This window comes from Burkholderia sp. Bp8992 (assembly GCF_003853705.1).
Taxonomy (GTDB): domain Bacteria; phylum Pseudomonadota; class Gammaproteobacteria; order Burkholderiales; family Burkholderiaceae; genus Burkholderia.
In genome coordinates, this window is the sequence record NZ_QTQI01000029.1 from 34,268 (window position 1) to 49,833 (window position 15,566).

Sequence of the window (15,566 nt, forward strand, 5' to 3'; positions counted from 1 at the left end):
ACATCGGAGAACGTCAATGCAAATGCGTATGATTCGCGTTTGCGGTCGCAATTGTACGGATTGGTATTGAATATGTAAACGATTGAATGGTTTTTGTACTAATCCGGTCAGGCTTTCGTGGGCGCGATTGCCTTTGCGTCGTGTGCAACACCGCTTTCCATCGCCTGGCCGGCGCGCGGCGGCGGCGACTCGCTACACTGCCGTACCGGTTGGACGGGCCCCGGCAGTCAGGCCCCGAGCAAGGAGACAAAACACGATGGACATCCAACGCGCAGCGGTCGTCACGTACCGTGGCAACGCGATCGAGAACACGCACGTCGCCCATGTGGCGGTGGTCGATGCACGCGGCAGGTTGCTGGCCCGGTTCGGCGATCCGTTCCGGATGACGCTGGCGCGGTCGGCGGCCAAGCCGGCGCAGGCGCTGTCGGTGATCGAGACGGGCGCGCCCGAGCGCTTCGGCTTCGACGATGCGGACATCGCGCTGATGTGCGCGTCGCACAGCAGCGAGGACCGCCACATCGAACGCACGCGGGCGATGCTCGCGAAGGTCGCCGCACACGAATCGGACCTGCGTTGCGGCGGCCATCCGCCGCTGTCCGATGCGGTGTACCGGTCGTGGATCAAGCGCGACTACACGCCGACCGGCGTGTGCAGCAACTGTTCGGGCAAGCATGTGGGGATGCTGGCCGGCGCGCAGGCGATCGGCGCGGCGATCGCCGACTACCATCTGCCCGACCATCCGATGCAGGTGCGCGTGAAGCATGTGGTGGCCGATGCATGCGGGTTGCGCGACGACGAAGTCGACTGGGGCATCGACGGGTGCAACCTGCCGACGCCGGCGTTTTCGCTGGATCGCCTCGCGCGTCTTTACGCGTCGCTGGCCGACGGTGCCGATGCGGTGGAGGCAGGCGGTGCGATCACTGATCGCGTCCGTGCACTGGCGCGCATTCATCGTGCGATGACGGCCCATCCGGAACTCGTCGCCGGCGACGGACGCTACTGCACCGTGCTGATGAACGCGTTCGACGGGCAGGTGGTCGGCAAGCTCGGCGCCGATGCGTGCTACGGGATCGGCGTGCGCGCGTCGGAACGCACGCGGCAGCTCGGTGCGGACGGCGCGCTCGGCATCTCGGTGAAGATCGAGGACGGCAATCTCGACGTGCTCTACATGGTCGTCAGCGAAGTCCTCGAGCGGCTGCAGATCGGCACGGCCGCGCAGCGCGCGCAACTGGCCGGCTTCCACCGGCCGCGGATGCTCAACACGCAGGGCGTCGAGTTCGGGCACGCCACGTTCCCGTTCGAATTGCAGGCGGCCTGAGCGCCATCGCCGCACCGGCGCGCGGCCCGCGATCCGGGCCGCGCGCTACGTGCGTGCGCCGCGGATCTTCGCGAGTTCGAGTTCCGACAGCTCGCCGATATGGGCGAGGTGCTCCGCGAGAAAATCCTTCAGCACGCGCAGCTTTGCCGAGCTGCGCCGGTTCGCCAGATATGCGATGTAGATGTAGTCGCCCGTCAGCCGGTTCTGCAGCCGGTAGCGCGGCAACACGGCTTCGAGCCGGCCGCTCGCGAGCAGGTCGCGCACCAGCCAGATCTCGAACTCCGCGATGCCGAGCCCCGCGCAGGTCGCTTCGAGCAGCAGCTCCGAATGATCGGTGACGAGATTGCCGGCCGGCAGCACGCTGTGCCGCGCGTCGCCGTTCACGAATTCCCAGCGCGGATCGCCTTCCGGGTGCACGTAGCGCAGGCAGTTGTGGTGCTTCAGGTCGTCGGGTGACGCCGGGCGCCCGCAGCGGTCGAGATAGCCGGGCGTCGCGCACAGGATGCTGTCGTTGCGCGACAGCCGGTGGACGACCAGGTTGTCCAGGTAGTTCTCGCCTTCGTGGATGTCGAGGTCGAAGCCGCCGGCCACGAGGTCGTTGTGGTTGTCGGTGAGCCGCACGTCGAGCTGGATCGTCGGGTAGCGCGCGAGAAACGGCGGGACCAGCGGCGCGAGATGACGGCGGCCGAACGCGACCGGCGCGGTGAGCTTCAGCGGGCCGCTCGGTTGCGCATTCAGCTCGGCGACGACGCGCAGCGTGTCGTCGAGATCGGCGATCAGCGTGACCGCTCGCTCCAGGTAGATGTGACCGGCTTCGGTGAGCGTCACGCTGTGCGTCGACCGGTGCAGCAGCGCGACGCCCAGGGCCTCCTCGATTGCCGTGACCTTGCGCGCGACGGTCGACGTCGACACGTGCATCTCCTTCGCGACTGCCGAAAAACTCCCCGTTTCGACCACTCTCACGAACGCACGCATCGCGCCCAGGTGATCGACGCCGGTTTCTCTCGCGCCTTTTTTCATTTTGATTCTCGCTGTTGCGTCCCACGCAAAACCGCTTTCGATAATACAGAAGCAAGCTTGTTTTTGCAAAGGCATAGAATGCGAACCCGTTGCGTCGGGAAGCGGTGGACGACGGGCGGCACGAGACATTCAGGAGGGCACGATGACAGAACACGGCTTCCGCGTCGAAGCGGATCTTTTAGGTAAGCGAAGTATTCCGGCGGACGCCTATTACGGCGTCCATACGCAGCGTGCGAAAGAGAATTTCGACATCACGGGCCGCACCATTGCGTCGCTGCCGTACCTCGTGATGGCGCTCGCGGCCGTGAAGGAAGCGGCGGCCGACGCCAACTGCGAGCTCGGGCTGCTGCCGCGGCCGTATCGCGATGCGATCGCCGCCGCGTGCGTCGAGATCCGCGAAGGGCGCCTGCACGACCAGTTCGTCGTCGACATCATCCAGGGCGGCGCCGGCACGTCGACCAACATGAACGCGAACGAGGTGATCTGCAACCGCGCACTCGAGATCATGGGGCATGCGCGCGGGCAGTACGAATACCTGCACCCGAACGAGCACGTCAATCTCGCGCAGAGCACCAACGACGTCTATCCGACCGCGATCCGCGTCGCGACGTGCTTCGCGGTCGAGCACCTGCTCGAAGCGATGGCGCGGCTGCGCGATGCATTCGCCGAACGGGCCGACGCGTTCGCCGGCCTGCTGAAGCTCGGCCGCACGCAGTTGCAGGACGCGGTGCCGATGACGCTCGGCCAGGAATTCTCGACCTACGCGGTGATGCTGACGGAAGACATTGCGCGGCTTCAGGAAGCCGGCTGGCTGATTCGCGAGATCAATCTCGGGGCGACCGCGATCGGCACGGGGATCACCGCGCATCCGGAGTACGCGGAGAAGGCGCTGGCCGCGCTGCGGCGCATCACCGGGCTCGACCTGAGCACCGCGCCGAACCTGATCGAGGCGACGCAGGATTGCGGCGCGTTCGTGCAGGTGTCGGGCGTGCTCAAGCGGATCGCCGTCAAGCTGTCGAAGATCTGCAACGACCTGCGGCTGCTGTCGAGCGGCCCGCGCGCCGGGTTCGGCGAGATCAACCTGCCGCCCGTGCAGGCCGGCTCGTCGATCATGCCCGGCAAGGTGAATCCGGTGATTCCTGAAGTCGTCAACCAGGTCGCGTTCGAGGTGTTCGGCAACGACCTGACCGTGACCTTCGCGGCCGAGGCCGGCCAGCTTCAGCTCAACGCGTTCGAGCCGGTGATCGCCAGCGCGCTGTTCCGCAGCTTCAGCCACCTGACGGCCGCCTGCACGACGCTTGCGCAGCGCTGCGTGAGCGGCATCACCGCGAATCCCGAGCGGCTGCGCGAAACGATGGAGCGCTCGGTTGCGCTCGCCACCGCATTGAATCCGTACATCGGCTACAAGCGTGCGACCGACGTCGCCGCCGAAGCGCACGCAACCGGCAAGTCGATCCGCGAGGTCGTGCTGGAACGCGAACTGATGACCGCCGCGCAACTCGACGAAGCGCTGCAGCCCGAAGCGCTGATCCGCCCGCGCGTGTTCTGACACCGGCCGCGCTCGCGGCCGTACCGAAAGCGCCCCCCAGCGGGGCGCGACATATCGACAAACAACGGAGACTCACGATGAAACACCCCAGCGAGCGCCCGGCCGGTCCGGCCGGCGGCGCGGATTCCCGCCATGCCGATCCCGATGCGATGTTCGCGTCGCACGAAGCCGGTTATGCGAAACAGTTGAAGCCGCGGCACGTGCAGATGATCGCCATGGGCGGCGCGATCGGCACGGGCCTCTTTCTCGGCGCGGGCGGGCGCCTGCAAAGCGCGGGGCCCGCGCTGGCGCTGGTGTATCTCGTGTGCGGCGTGTTCGCGTTCCTGATCATGCGCGCGCTCGGCGAACTCGTGATGCACCGGCCGACCAGCGGCAGCTTCGTGTCGTATGCACGCGAGTTCATGGGCGAGCGCGCATCGTTCGTCGCCGGCTGGATGTACTACCTGAACTGGGCGACGACCGGCATCGTCGACATTACCGCGGTCGCGATCTACATGAAGTACTGGGCCGTGTTCACCGACGTGCCGCAATGGGTGTTCGCGCTCGGCGCACTCGGGATCGTGTCGGTCATGAACATGATCGGCGTGAAGGTATTCGGCGAGATGGAGTTCTGGTTCTCGCTCGTCAAGGTCGGCACGCTCGCGGTGTTCCTCGCGGTCGGCGCCGTGTTTCTCGCGAGCGGCCATCCGGTCGCCGGCCAGATGCCGGGGCTGCATCTCGTTGCGGATCACGGCGGGATCTTTCCGCACGGTATCCTGCCGGCCGTGCTGATCGTGCAGGGCGTCGTGTTCGCGTACGCGAGCATCGAGCTCGTCGGCGTCGCGGCGGGCGAGACCGCCGATGCGCGCAAGGTGCTGCCGAAGGCGATCAACAGCGTGATGTGGCGCATCGCGCTGTTCTACGTCGGCTCGGTCGTGCTGTTGACGATGCTGCTGCCGTGGACCGCGTACAGCTCGCACGAAAGCCCGTTCGTCACGTTCTTCAGCAAGCTCGGCGTGCCGTACGTCGGTACCGTGATGAACGTCGTGGTGCTGACGGCCGCGCTGTCGAGCCTGAATTCCGGCCTCTATTCGACCGGCCGCGTGCTGCGTTCGCTCGCGATGGGCGGCTCGGCGCCGCGCTTCGTGTCGCGGATGAATGCGCGCGGCGTGCCGTATGGCGGGATCCTGATCACGGTCGCGATCAATGCGATCGGCGTGCCGCTGAACTACATCGTCCCGGCGCAGGCGTTCGAGATCGTGCTGAACATGGCGTCGCTCGGGATCATCACGACGTGGGGCTTCATCGTGATGTGCCAGATCCTGTTCCGCCGCAAGGTCAATCGCGGCGAGCTGAAGGACGTGTCGTTCCGGATGCCCGGCGCGCCGTTCACGTCGTGGCTCACGCTCGCGTTCCTCGTCGGCGTGCTGGTGCTGATGGCGTTCGACTATCCGGGCGGCACGTGGACGATCGCGATGATTCCGGTGGTCGTGCTCGCGCTGGTGGTCGGCTGGAAGCTCGCGAAGCGCGGTGCCGAGCGCGAGCGGGCGGTTGCCGCGCCTGTCTCCGCGCACGCCGTTGCGGATCCCGCACGCAACGCGTGACGGCATGCGCCGGGGGCGCCGGTCCGTTCTCGGGCCGGCGCCTCCGGCGCGGTCAGTTCAGCCCGGTGCGCTCGCCGACCCAGCGGGCGAAATCGCCGGCCATTTCCGCAGTCAGTTCGTGCCCGGCCGCGTACAGCCGCGTATCGTGCGCGACGCCGAGCGCCGTGAGCTTCGCGTCGGCCGTGTCGGCCCAGGCGACGGGCAGCTTGTCGTCGAAGCGGCCGTGGACGATCAGCGCATGGAGCGGACGAAGCGCATCGCGCGGCGCGATCAGCGGATCGATTTCCGGCAGGATGCGCCCGCACAGCACGGCGAACGCGCTCACGTCTTCCGGTGACGTGAGGCCGACGCCGGCGCTCATGATGCCGCCCTGGCTGAAGCCGGCGATCACGGTCGGCAACGCGGAATCCGCGCCGTCCTGCGCACGGAACGCGCGCAGCAGCGCGATCAGCTGCACGCGGCTGGCGTCCGCGCGGGCCGCATCGATTTCGGGGCCGTTCGGGCCGAAGCGCACCGGAAACCACGCATGCTGATTGGGCCCGAACGTGAGCGGCCCGCGCAGGAACGCGATTTCGATGCGCGGATCGATCGCGTCGGCCACGTTCAGCAGGTTGGTTTCGTTGCCGCCGACGCCGTGCAGCAGCAACAGGCGTGCGGCGGGGCGGCCGGCAGCCGGGCGCAGCCGGTACTGGAGGCCCGAATCGGGATCGGTGGTCAGCGGCAGGACGTCGGTCATCGCGTGGGTCCGGAAAGGGGAACGATGCGACAGTCTAGAGCGTGCGGACGGGGAGGTGAATCGCCGGATGGCGATTGATTGTTTCCTGGTCGGAATGAATCGGGCTGCGGTTCCTGCCGGGGACAGATCGCCGATATCGCGAAGGACGGCGCAGGCCTGCGGACGCCATTACGGCGCATACAAGAGCCAGCGAGCCGCCGCGAACGTGGCGCGCGTCGAGGCACTGCAGTTCGAGGTCGTCACGTTCGATGTCGAGGATGCGCAGCATGCCGGCGAAATCCGTGCGTATCTGACTGCCGCTGGTACGCCGATAGGCCCTTACGACGCGTTGATTGCAGGGCAGGCACGTGCCCGGCAGCTGGTGCTTGTCACGCACAATGTCCGTGAGTTCGAACGTGTCCCGCGGCTGCAAGTCGAAGACTGGCTCGTCGAGCCGAACGAAGGCTGAACGGCCGATCATGCCGGTTCGACCTTGACGAACCCGCAGGGTGTACGCCGCACCAATTATAAAAATGATGCCAAAACAAACGGGCTCGCCGATAATGCGCAAACGTTTTACCGGCATTGAATAAAACCGGTTTTGCGGATCATGAATAAACCAATGAATATCCGCTGTTTCGCCGATCCTGCAATCTCCGCAGCCGCGCCAGCCCTGGAAGCCAGGAGTTAACGGCCAATCCGCGAAAAACTTTAGAGTTTTTCCACCGCAATTATTCATTTCATTTTTGTCAATGACCGATTGATTTTCGGTCATCGGACAGTCATACACCATCCCCGATAATTCGGCGCTCACATTCTTTCAATAGACCAAAGGGCGATCGAAGCCGGATCGCTGCGGGGAGCTGTACTCATGACCATCCGTCATCGCATTACGCTGCTAGTCGTCCTGACGTTCTTCGCGCTGTCCGCGATCGGCATCTATGCCGTGTACCAGACACGCAAGAGCGCGTCCGAGGTGCGTCAGGTCACCCAGGGCATCGTGCCGAGCGCGCTCGCGTCGGCCGACCTCGTCGCCGATGTGAAGAACATCCAGATCGCGACGATGACGCTCGTCTATGCGCCCGACGCGAACACCGCCGCGCAGGCGCGCGACGAGCTGAAGGCGAAGCAGGCCGCGCTGCGCGCCGCACTCGACGTGCAGGCGAAATCGGCGGTCGGCCGCGCGCAGGAAGGCCTCGTCGCGCAGGCGAAGGACAGCGTCGCGAACTATTTCGCGGCGATCGACGACACCGTGAAGATGAAGGCGGACGGCAAGGCCGAGATGGCGCAGGCCTACCTGTTCGCGAACGTCGCGCAGTATCGCGACGAACTCGAGAGCATCGTCGACACGCTGCGCGTCGAGAAGAACCGCCAGAAGGACGACGCGATCAGCGCGCTGAACGGGATGCTCGCCACGACGGCGACCGCGATCGCGGGTGTCGCCGGCACGGTGATCGTGCTGCTGACCGCCCTCGGCTTCGTGTTGTATCGCCAGATCACGCGCCCGCTGATCGGGATGCAGACGGCGATGAGCGAGATCGCGACGAGCCAGGATTTCACGCGCCGCGTGCCGGTGGGCCGGATGGACGAAATCGGCCATTCGATCGTCGCGTTCAACGGGATGATCGAGAAGATCCAGGAGAACGCCGCGCAGCTCAAGCAGAAGACGGCCGACATCCAGGCGATGCTGCAGAACATGCAGCAGGGCATCCTGACCGTCGTCGAGGGCGGTGTCGTGCATGCGGAATATTCGGCGTACCTCGAAACCATCTTCGAGACGAACGACATCGCCGGCCGCGACCTGATGGCGCTCGTGTTCGACGATTCGGCGATCGGCGCCGACGCGCGTTCGCAGGTCGATGCGGCCGTGCACGCGTGTCTCGGCGAAGACAGCATGAACTTCGAATTCAACGAGCACCTGCTCGTCAACGAAGTCGCGAAGCGGATGCCGGACGGCCGCGAGAAGTGGCTCGACCTGAGCTGGTCGGCGATCACCGACGAGACCGACACGGTCGTGCGCCTGATGCTGTGCGTGCGCGACGTGACCGAGATCCGCGAGCTGACCGCGCAGGCCGGCGAGCAGCAGCGCCGCCTCGAGATGATCGGCGAGATCCTGTCGATCAGCCAGGACAAGTTCCACGACTTCGTGCACAGCGCGAAGGGCTTCCTCAGCGAGAACGAGCGGATGATCCGCCAGCACGAACGCGCCGATCACTCGATCGTCGCGGCGCTGTTCCGCAACATGCACACGATCAAGGGCAATGCACGCACGTACAGCCTGCAGCACCTGACGAACATCGTCCACGAAGCGGAGCAGGCGTACGAATCGCTGCGTCGTGCGGACGGCGGCCCCGAGTGGAACCGCGACGCGCTGATGGACGACCTGGCGCGCGTGCGCGACGCCGTCGAACACTACGCGACGATCAATGCGGTCACGCTCGGTCGCAGCGGCGAAGCGGCGCAGGGCGGCGCCGACTTCCTGATGGTCGAACGTGCGCATATCAGCGAAAGCCTGCGCGTGCTCGACGGCGCCGATCCGGCGAACGTGTCCGACTGGCACGCGGCCCGCGATGCCGTGCGCCGCATGCTGAGCCAGCTCGGCACGCAGGGCATCGGCGATGCGCTCGGCGGCGTGATCGAGTCGCTGCCGTCGCTCGCGGCCGAACTCGGCAAGCCGGCGCCCGTCGTGCATATCGACAGCCACGGCCATCGCGTGCGCAGCGAGATCGTCGCGACGCTGAAGAACGTGTTCATGCACCTGCTGCGCAATGCGATCGACCATGGCATCGAATCGTCGGAAGAGCGGCGCGCGGCCGGCAAGGCGGCGTCCGGCACGATCGACATCGCGGTCGGCGTGGGCGGCGGCGAGCTGTGGTTCGTGCTCGGCGACGACGGCCGCGGCCTGGCGCTCGACCGGATTCGCCGCATCGCGCGCGAGCGCGGCTGGATCGAGGCGGGCAACGAAGCGGCGCTGTCCGACGAGGATGTCGCCGAGCTGATTTTCCGGCCGGGCTTCTCGACCGCGCAAGCGGTGACCGAAGTGTCGGGCCGCGGCGTCGGCATGGACGCGGTGCGCAACTTCCTGAAACGCGACGGCGGCAATATCGCGCTGCGTTTCACCGACGATCGCGCCGGCGCACCGTATCGCACGTTCGAGACGATCGTGTCGCTGCCGGCGCGCTTCGCGGCGGACGCTGCCGTCGACGGCGCCGGGCATGAGCAGCGTGCGCGCATCGCGGATATCGGCGCAGCGGAGTGACGAAGTGATCGTGCAGGCGTGGATGATTCAGGTGGCCGCCGCGCTGGCGGGCGGTGCGGTCGTCGCGGTGGCGGCGGTCGTGTTTCGCGTGACGCGCCGGCGGCGCGTCGCGGCGATGGCGCACGACGCGGATACGTTGCGCGGCGCGCTCGCCGCGGCCGACGCACGCGCGAAAGAGGCGGCGTCCGCGCATGCGGCGGCGGCCGACGCCTGGGCGCAACGCGAGGCGCAGCTCGAGGAGGCGCTGGCGCGCGAGGCGTCCGCGGCCGGCACGCAGCGCGATGCGCTGCAGGCGCTGTCGGCCGACCGCGCGGCGCTCGCGCAGCATGCGATGAAGATCGCCGACGAAGCGGCGCGCCTGCGCGGCCTCGCCGGCACGTTCGAGCGCTGGCACGAGCAGATGATCTCGCTGACCACGCAGAACCAGGACATGCGCGTGAAGAACCAGGAGCTGTCGGCGATCGTCGCGCACGTGTCGATCGTGTCGCTGAACGCGTCGATCGAAGCCGCCCGCGCGGGGTCGGCCGGGCGCGGCTTCTCGATCGTCGCGAGCGAGGTGCGCGGGCTGGCCGCGCGCTCGCAGCAATTGTCGAATAGCTATCGCGACAGCCTGAACCGCAACGATCTCGTGACGGCCGCCACGTTCCAGGACATCCAGGCCGGCGGCAAGATGATCACGGCCGCGCTCGCGACCGTCGAGACGCTGGCCGGGCAGCTGCACGCACGCATCGAAGGAGAGGCGGCGTGATCAGCGCGCAGGCGAAGGCCGGCTTCGAGCGGATCTTCTTCGACGCGGCGCGCACGCGGCTCGCGTCCGGCGGCGCGTGCGACATCCGGCCGTCCGCCGGCCACGAGCATGGCGGGCACGATCGCTCGCATGCGCGGTCGCGGTCGATGCCGAAGGTGCCCGAGCATGTCGCGGTGCTGACGATCTCGGCGCTGCATTTCCGCCTGCTGCTCGCGCTGCGCTTCAGCGACGACGACGCGACGCGCCGCCGTTTCGCCGGCGCGAGTGCCGGCACCAGCAGCCAGCGGCCGCTGCCCGAGGCATTCATGGAAGTCGCGAACCTGTGCTGCGGCGCGATCAACCAGGCGCTGACCGTGCCGTTTCCCGATCTCGGGATGTCGACGCCGACCCTGCTGAGCGGCGCGAGCATCGACTACCTGCCGGCGCTCGCACCCGATCACGTGGCCGCGTACGACCTGACGCTCGACGGCGACGTGCGGGTCGGCGCGACGCTGTGCGTGTGCGCGAACGCGCCGGTCGATTTCCATGTGCCGGAAACGGCCGCCGTGGATACCGGCGGCGAGCTCGAACTGTTCTGACCGACCATCAGGAATCCATGAGATGACCGAAGACCAACCCGTCAGCAAGGTGCTCGTCCTCGACGACAGCCGCGCACACGCCGATGCGATCAAGCGCTTCTGCGACGAGCACAACCTGGTCGGCCTGACCGTGCGGCGCAGCCGGCTGCTGAAGGTGCTGCGCTCGAACATCGACCTCGGCGCGATCCTGCTGGCCGAGGATTACGGCGGCTCGCCGGCCGAGAGCGCGATCATCGCGACGCAGATCGATGCGCTGCGCCCCGAGCTGCCGATCATCCTGCGCCGCGAATCGCTCGCGTCGCGCGACGGGCTGCCCGATGCGCTCGCGCGCGTCGCGTGCGCGGCCTACGTCGCGGACGACATGACGCCGCTCGCGCGTGCGATCGACGAATACCTGTTCGGCCGCGACTATCCGAACGCGCTCGTGCGCGGCATCTCGGAGATCACCGAGGCGCGCATCGACAGCCTGTTCCCGGGCATGGCGATCGAGCACGAGACGCCGTGCATCGTCCGCGACCAGATCATCTTCGGCGAAGTGTTCAGCCTGATCGCGCTTGAAAGCGCGTGGTGCCGCGGCTACATGCTGCTGCAGACGAGCGAGCAGCCGCTGCTCGACATGATCGGCGGCACGCGCGAGGGCGGCCGCGCGCCGGATTTCCGCGACGTGAACAGTGTGCTCGGCGAACTGACGAACCTCGTGTGGGGCGCGTTCAAGAACCGCTATCTCGGCGATGCGGAGGCACTGGCGCGCCATCCGGTGCAGGTGCCGCTCGTCGTCAATCACAAGCAGAAGTTCATCTCGTTCGGCGGCGACTGTCCGCAGCTCTGCTTCAAGTACCGGATGACCGACCCGGCTTCGGGACGCTCGGTCCGTCTCGACCAGCGTTTCGTGTTCAGCCTGAGCTGGTCGCCGGAGGATTTCCGCGAATCGGTGCAGGACGTCGGGCCGATGGTCGAATCGGGCGAACTCGAACTGTTTTGAAGTCAGCAACAAGGAAAGGGGAATACGACATGGCAAAGATTCTGGTGGTCGACGATTCGGGCACGGTGCGCGACGAAGTCGCGGGCTTCCTGCGCAACAACGGGCTCGACGTCGCGACGGCCGTCGACGGCAAGGACGGGCTCGCGAAGCTCAAGGCGACGCCCGGCGTGCGCCTCGTGATCAGCGACGTGAACATGCCGAACATGGACGGCCTGACGATGGTCGAGAAGATCCGCGGCGAACTGGCGAACACGGCGGTCAACGTCGTGATGCTGACGACGGAAAGCAGCCCGGCGATGAAGGAGCGCGGCAAGGCGGCCGGCGTGAAGGGCTGGATCGTGAAGCCGTTCAAGGGCGACGCGGTGCTCGACGCGCTGAAGAAGCTCGCGGGCTGACGCGCAGCGGACCATGGCGGGCCCGTCGATCGCGCGCGTCGCGAGCGGCGGGTGGCGACATGGCGTGGCTGACAGCGCGCGCAATTTACAGCGCGCGGCGATGTCCGTATCCTGCCCGATGCCGAGGGCGGCGTGCCTGCGTGTCACGCCCGGCATCCACAACAATCAGGAACGGGACACCTCCCCATGAAAATCACAATCGACCGGGCCGCGCTCGCGCGCATTCCGGTGCTGGTCCGGCCGACGGACGGCAAGCGCATTCCGTTCGCGCAATACAAGGTCACGGGCTGCCACGGCTCGTACGAAGGCGTGACCGAAGAAACGGGCCGCGGCGTGATGTATCGCTGCAAGACACAGTCGAGGATCGACGTGTCGTTCCATCAGTCGCGTCCCTGACATGAGCGGGAGCGTGCCCGAATCCGGCCGCGCGGCGGCGCGGCGCATGGAGATGCTGTTCGCGAAAGGCATCTTTTTCACCTTGGTCGGCGCGGGTTTGCTGACCGGCGTCGCGCTGTATGCGCAGTCGACGCGCGAATTCCTGCGGACGTCGGTCGTCGTGCCGGGCCGCGTCGTCAAGCTCAATGCCGGCCCGCATCACCCTGAGATCGCGTTCACGACGCTCGCGGGCGAGCATGTCGAGTACCCGCAGGGCGGTGCGGTCAGCGAGCCGGACGGCGCGACGGTCGAGGTCCGCTATGCGCCGGACGCGCCTGAGATGACCGCGCGGCTGAATACGTTCGGTGCGATCTGGGGCGACGTGCTGAGCTTCGGTGTGATGGGCACCTTTTTCTTCGGCGCGGGCGTCGGGCACCTGTGGATCGGCGTGCGCACGTGGCGCAGCGGGCGCCGGCCGGCCGCGCGCTGACACACCGCGTTAGCTGGCCGCCGCCGTCGCGAATTCGTCGACGACGGCTTCGATCACGGCCTGCACGCGCGCGGTCTTGTAGAGATCGGCATGGGCGACGAGCCACACGTCGAAATGATTGCAGCGCTGCGGCATGAGTCGCACCAGTTCCGGCTCGGTATCTGCGCGGAAGCACGGCAGCTCCGCGACGCCCAGCCCCGCCAGCGCGGCTTCCACCAGCATCATCGTCGACGAGGTCTGGAACATCACGCGGCCGCGCGACGTCGGCTCGCCGCACAGCGCGTCCCACATCGAGGGCACCACCGGCTGCTGGTACATCACCAGATCGTGCCCGTCGAACGCGCTGCCCGCGACCGGTTCGCCCCGTTCGGCCAGGTAGCGGCGCGACGCATAGATGCCCGTTTCGAGATGCCCGAGCCGCCTGGCGATCAGGTCCGGCGATTCCGGCCGCAACGTGCGAATCGCGAGATCCGCTTCGCGGCGCGTGAGGTTGGTGATTTGCGCTGACGTCACGCACACGACGTCGATGCCGGCATGCCTGCGCCGCAAGTTGGCGATCGCGGGCACCACGAAGCGCTTGCCGAGCGTGTCGGTCGTCGCGATGCGCACGGACCCGGCCAGTTGCTCGTCGAGCCCCATCACGCGGCGCTCGATCGTGAGCGACGCGCGCTCCATCGTTTCGGCCGGTTCGAGCAGTGCTTCGCCCGCGGTCGTCAGCACATAGAGGGACGGGGTGCGGAGAAACAGCCGGGCCGATAGCTCGTCCTCGAGCGCGGCGATCCGGCGTCCGACCGTCGCCTGGTCGACATTCAGCTGCGCCGCGGCGCCGCGCAGCGTGCCGGTGCGCGCCAGCGCAAGGAAGAAGCGGGCGTTGTCCCAGTTCATGCGGATTGATTGTGTCATCGGGCGGGCGGCGACGGGCGGGAAAGGGGTGATGCAAATCTGCATCAGATGGATGCGAAATTACCACTTTTCTGCATTGCGTACCGTTCCTAGACTTCCGGCATCTGCCTGGAGGTGTCATGTCCGATTGCCAATCTGTCTCCGCCCACGTTTCCCCCGTCGCGCTGGCGGCCCCGAGCCGCGCGACGGCGCGCGAGCAGCGTCTGACGCTGGCGCTCGTCGCGATCGGGATGTTCATGGCCGTCCTCGATTCGACGATCGTCAACGTGGCGCTGCCCGCGATGCGCACGAGCCTCGGCGCGACGGTTGCCGAGCTCGCGTGGATCGTCGACGCCTACACGCTCAGCTTCGCCGCGCTGATCCTCGCGGGCGGCGCGTTGTCCGACCGGTTCGGCGCGAAGCACGTGTACCTCGCCGGGTTGGCGCTGTTCGTCGGCGCATCGGCCGCGTGCGGCGTCGCGTCATCGGTGGCGATCCTCGTGGTCGCGCGCTTCGTGCAGGGCATGGGCGCCGCGCTCTTCTTGCCCGCATCGCTCGCGGTCGTGCGCAGTACCTTCGACGTGCCCGCCGAGCGCGCGCGGGCGATTGCGGTCTGGGCCGGCATCGCGTCGGTCGCGGTTGCCGTCGGACCGGTGCTGGGCGGCATCCTGGTCGACGATTTCGGCTGGCGCAGCGCGTTCCTGATCAACGTGCCGACCGGCGCGGTCGCCTTTGCCGGCGCGGCCGCGCTCGTTCGGGCATCGATCGCGCGCGACGTGCGCCACTTCGACTGGGCCGGCCAGTGCGTCGGGGCGGCGGCGCTCGGCGCGCTGTGTTTCGCGGTGATCGAATTGCCGACGCGCGGTGCAGGCGCCACGGAGGTCCGTGCCGCGTTGCTGGTTGCCGCGCTCGCCGCCGCCGTGCTGGTCGTCGTCGAGCGGCGTGCCCGCCATCCGATGGTGCCGCTCGCGTGGTTTCGCAACCGCGTGTTCGTCGCGATGAACCTGATGGGGAGCCTCGTCTATGTCGGCTACTTCGGGCTGCTGTTCGTGCTGAGCCTGTACCTGCACGGGCGCTTCGGCATGAGCGCGCGGCAGATCGGGCTGACGCTGTTGCCGTTCGCGCTGAGCCTGTCGCTCGGCAATCTGTTGTCGGGGAAACTGCATGGACGCGTTCGTCCGGTCACACTGATGGCGAACGGCCTCGCGATGGCCGCGCTGGCCATTCCGGCGATCGCGGTCGCGCTCACGCTGCGTGCACCGTGGCCGGTGGTCTGGGCCGCCATGGCCGCATTCGGCACCGGGACCGCGTTGTCGGTCGCGCCGATGATCGCGACCGTGCTCGAACAGGTGCCTGCGGATGCGGCGGGCGTGGCGTCCGGATTCCTCAACGCGGCGCGGCAGGCCGGCAGCCTGCTTGGCGTGGCCATCGCAGGCGCGGCGACGATACTGTTGCCGGACCTGACCGACGCGCTGTGGGCGGTCGCGGCGCTCGGGTGTGCCGCCTACGCGATTGCCGCGCTGGCCGCGAGGACGGCAGGCCGCGCGGAGGCCGCACGAGGGCGCCGTTGACGCGCGACCGGCAGGGTCGTTGCGCAGTGGCCGGCAGGCCGCCGCACGCGTGCATGCGCGTGCGCGTGCGTCGCCGCGGCTGGACGTGGTGCGGAATGCGG

14 protein-coding genes and 1 pseudogene are annotated in these 15,566 nt (G+C 67.6%); 12 read left to right on the top strand and 3 right to left on the bottom strand.

The genetic code is table 11. From position 1 onward, the window contains the following. Nucleotides 1-256: 256 nt before the first annotated feature. A complete protein-coding gene (locus DIE03_RS31500) occupies nt 257-1,318 on the top strand; it encodes an asparaginase (protein ID WP_124456100.1) in 1,062 nt (353 codons plus the stop codon). A 45-nt stretch (nt 1,319-1,363) separates the two neighbouring features. Here DIE03_RS31500 and DIE03_RS31505 read toward each other — a convergent pair whose 3' ends face one another. Continuing rightward, nucleotides 1,364-2,338, bottom strand: coding sequence for a LysR family transcriptional regulator (locus DIE03_RS31505; RefSeq protein ID WP_124456101.1), 975 nt, complete (start codon nt 2,336-2,338; stop codon nt 1,364-1,366). A 142-nt stretch (nt 2,339-2,480) separates the two neighbouring features. Between DIE03_RS31505 and DIE03_RS31510 the strand changes: the two genes are divergently transcribed. Continuing rightward, nucleotides 2,481-3,887, top strand: a complete 1,407-nt coding sequence (locus DIE03_RS31510; protein ID WP_124456102.1) for an aspartate ammonia-lyase — start codon at nt 2,481-2,483, stop codon at nt 3,885-3,887. A gap of 77 nt (nt 3,888-3,964) precedes the next feature. After that, nucleotides 3,965-5,470, top strand: coding sequence for an amino acid permease (locus DIE03_RS31515; protein WP_124456103.1), 1,506 nt, complete (start codon nt 3,965-3,967; stop codon nt 5,468-5,470). A gap of 52 nt (nt 5,471-5,522) precedes the next feature. On the opposite strand, the gene DIE03_RS31520 is transcribed toward DIE03_RS31515, so the two are convergent. Then, on the bottom strand, nt 5,523-6,206 hold the full coding sequence (locus DIE03_RS31520) for an alpha/beta hydrolase (RefSeq protein WP_124456104.1): 684 nt from the start codon (nt 6,204-6,206) through the stop codon (nt 5,523-5,525). A gap of 166 nt (nt 6,207-6,372) precedes the next feature. Between DIE03_RS31520 and DIE03_RS31525 the strand changes: the two are divergent. The 8 genes and pseudogenes from DIE03_RS31525 to DIE03_RS31565 all read left to right on the top strand — a co-directional run. After that, nucleotides 6,373-6,654: pseudogene (locus DIE03_RS31525) on the top strand (PIN domain-containing protein); the annotation flags it as partial. A 402-nt stretch (nt 6,655-7,056) separates the two neighbouring features. Then, on the top strand, nt 7,057-9,444 hold the full coding sequence (locus DIE03_RS31535; protein ID WP_124456105.1) for an MCP four helix bundle domain-containing protein: 2,388 nt from the start codon (nt 7,057-7,059) through the stop codon (nt 9,442-9,444). Nucleotides 9,445-9,466: 22 nt separating this feature from the next. Then, nucleotides 9,467-10,192: a methyl-accepting chemotaxis protein gene (locus DIE03_RS39025; RefSeq protein ID WP_124456147.1), complete on the top strand. Its 726-nt coding sequence runs from the start codon at nt 9,467-9,469 to the stop codon at nt 10,190-10,192. After that, the gene (locus DIE03_RS31545) at nt 10,189-10,770 is read left to right on the top strand and encodes a hypothetical protein (protein WP_124456106.1); all 582 of its coding nucleotides are present in this window, start codon (nt 10,189-10,191) and stop codon (nt 10,768-10,770) included. Before DIE03_RS39025 ends, DIE03_RS31545 begins: the two co-directional genes overlap by 4 nt. Before the next feature lie 22 nt (nt 10,771-10,792). Next, a complete protein-coding gene (locus tag DIE03_RS31550; protein WP_124456107.1) occupies nt 10,793-11,752 on the top strand; it encodes a chemotaxis protein CheX in 960 nt (319 codons plus the stop codon). A 29-nt stretch (nt 11,753-11,781) separates the two neighbouring features. Then, a complete protein-coding gene (locus DIE03_RS31555; protein WP_124456108.1) occupies nt 11,782-12,147 on the top strand; it encodes a response regulator in 366 nt (121 codons plus the stop codon). Between the two features lie 186 nt (nt 12,148-12,333). Next, nucleotides 12,334-12,543, top strand: a complete 210-nt coding sequence (locus DIE03_RS31560; RefSeq protein WP_124456109.1) for a hypothetical protein — start codon at nt 12,334-12,336, stop codon at nt 12,541-12,543. A 1-nt stretch (nt 12,544) separates the two neighbouring features. Then, nucleotides 12,545-13,012, top strand: coding sequence for a DUF3592 domain-containing protein (locus tag DIE03_RS31565; protein ID WP_124456110.1), 468 nt, complete (start codon nt 12,545-12,547; stop codon nt 13,010-13,012). Nucleotides 13,013-13,021: 9 nt separating this feature from the next. Here the strand turns inward: DIE03_RS31565 and DIE03_RS31570 are convergent, their stop codons facing one another. Further along, entirely contained in the window at nt 13,022-13,897 is an 876-nt protein-coding gene (locus DIE03_RS31570) for a LysR family transcriptional regulator (RefSeq protein WP_185658258.1), read from the bottom strand. A 137-nt stretch (nt 13,898-14,034) separates the two neighbouring features. On the opposite strand from DIE03_RS31570, the gene DIE03_RS31575 reads away from it, so the two are divergent. Then, complete coding sequence (locus tag DIE03_RS31575) at nt 14,035-15,465, top strand: MFS transporter (protein ID WP_124456112.1); 1,431 nt, start codon at nt 14,035-14,037, stop codon at nt 15,463-15,465. The last annotated feature ends 101 nt before the right edge of the window (nt 15,466-15,566 follow it).

What these genes read in the sequence shown, in the direction of transcription:
- DIE03_RS31500 (WP_124456100.1), top strand. Translation starts at nt 257, where the DNA reads ATGGACATCCAACGCGCAGCGGTCGTCACGTACCGTGGCAACGCGATC.
- DIE03_RS31505 (WP_124456101.1), bottom strand. Translation starts at nt 2,338, where the DNA reads ATGAAAAAAGGCGCGAGAGAAACCGGCGTCGATCACCTGGGCGCGATG.
- DIE03_RS31510 (WP_124456102.1), top strand. Translation starts at nt 2,481, where the DNA reads ATGACAGAACACGGCTTCCGCGTCGAAGCGGATCTTTTAGGTAAGCGA.
- DIE03_RS31515 (WP_124456103.1), top strand. Translation starts at nt 3,965, where the DNA reads ATGAAACACCCCAGCGAGCGCCCGGCCGGTCCGGCCGGCGGCGCGGAT.
- DIE03_RS31520 (WP_124456104.1), bottom strand. Translation starts at nt 6,206, where the DNA reads ATGACCGACGTCCTGCCGCTGACCACCGATCCCGATTCGGGCCTCCAG.
- DIE03_RS31535 (WP_124456105.1), top strand. Translation starts at nt 7,057, where the DNA reads ATGACCATCCGTCATCGCATTACGCTGCTAGTCGTCCTGACGTTCTTC.
- DIE03_RS39025 (WP_124456147.1), top strand. Translation starts at nt 9,467, where the DNA reads ATGATTCAGGTGGCCGCCGCGCTGGCGGGCGGTGCGGTCGTCGCGGTG.
- DIE03_RS31550 (WP_124456107.1), top strand. Translation starts at nt 10,793, where the DNA reads ATGACCGAAGACCAACCCGTCAGCAAGGTGCTCGTCCTCGACGACAGC.
- DIE03_RS31555 (WP_124456108.1), top strand. Translation starts at nt 11,782, where the DNA reads ATGGCAAAGATTCTGGTGGTCGACGATTCGGGCACGGTGCGCGACGAA.
- DIE03_RS31560 (WP_124456109.1), top strand. Translation starts at nt 12,334, where the DNA reads ATGAAAATCACAATCGACCGGGCCGCGCTCGCGCGCATTCCGGTGCTG.
- DIE03_RS31565 (WP_124456110.1), top strand. Translation starts at nt 12,545, where the DNA reads ATGAGCGGGAGCGTGCCCGAATCCGGCCGCGCGGCGGCGCGGCGCATG.
- DIE03_RS31570 (WP_185658258.1), bottom strand. Translation starts at nt 13,897, where the DNA reads ATGAACTGGGACAACGCCCGCTTCTTCCTTGCGCTGGCGCGCACCGGC.
- DIE03_RS31575 (WP_124456112.1), top strand. Translation starts at nt 14,035, where the DNA reads ATGTCCGATTGCCAATCTGTCTCCGCCCACGTTTCCCCCGTCGCGCTG.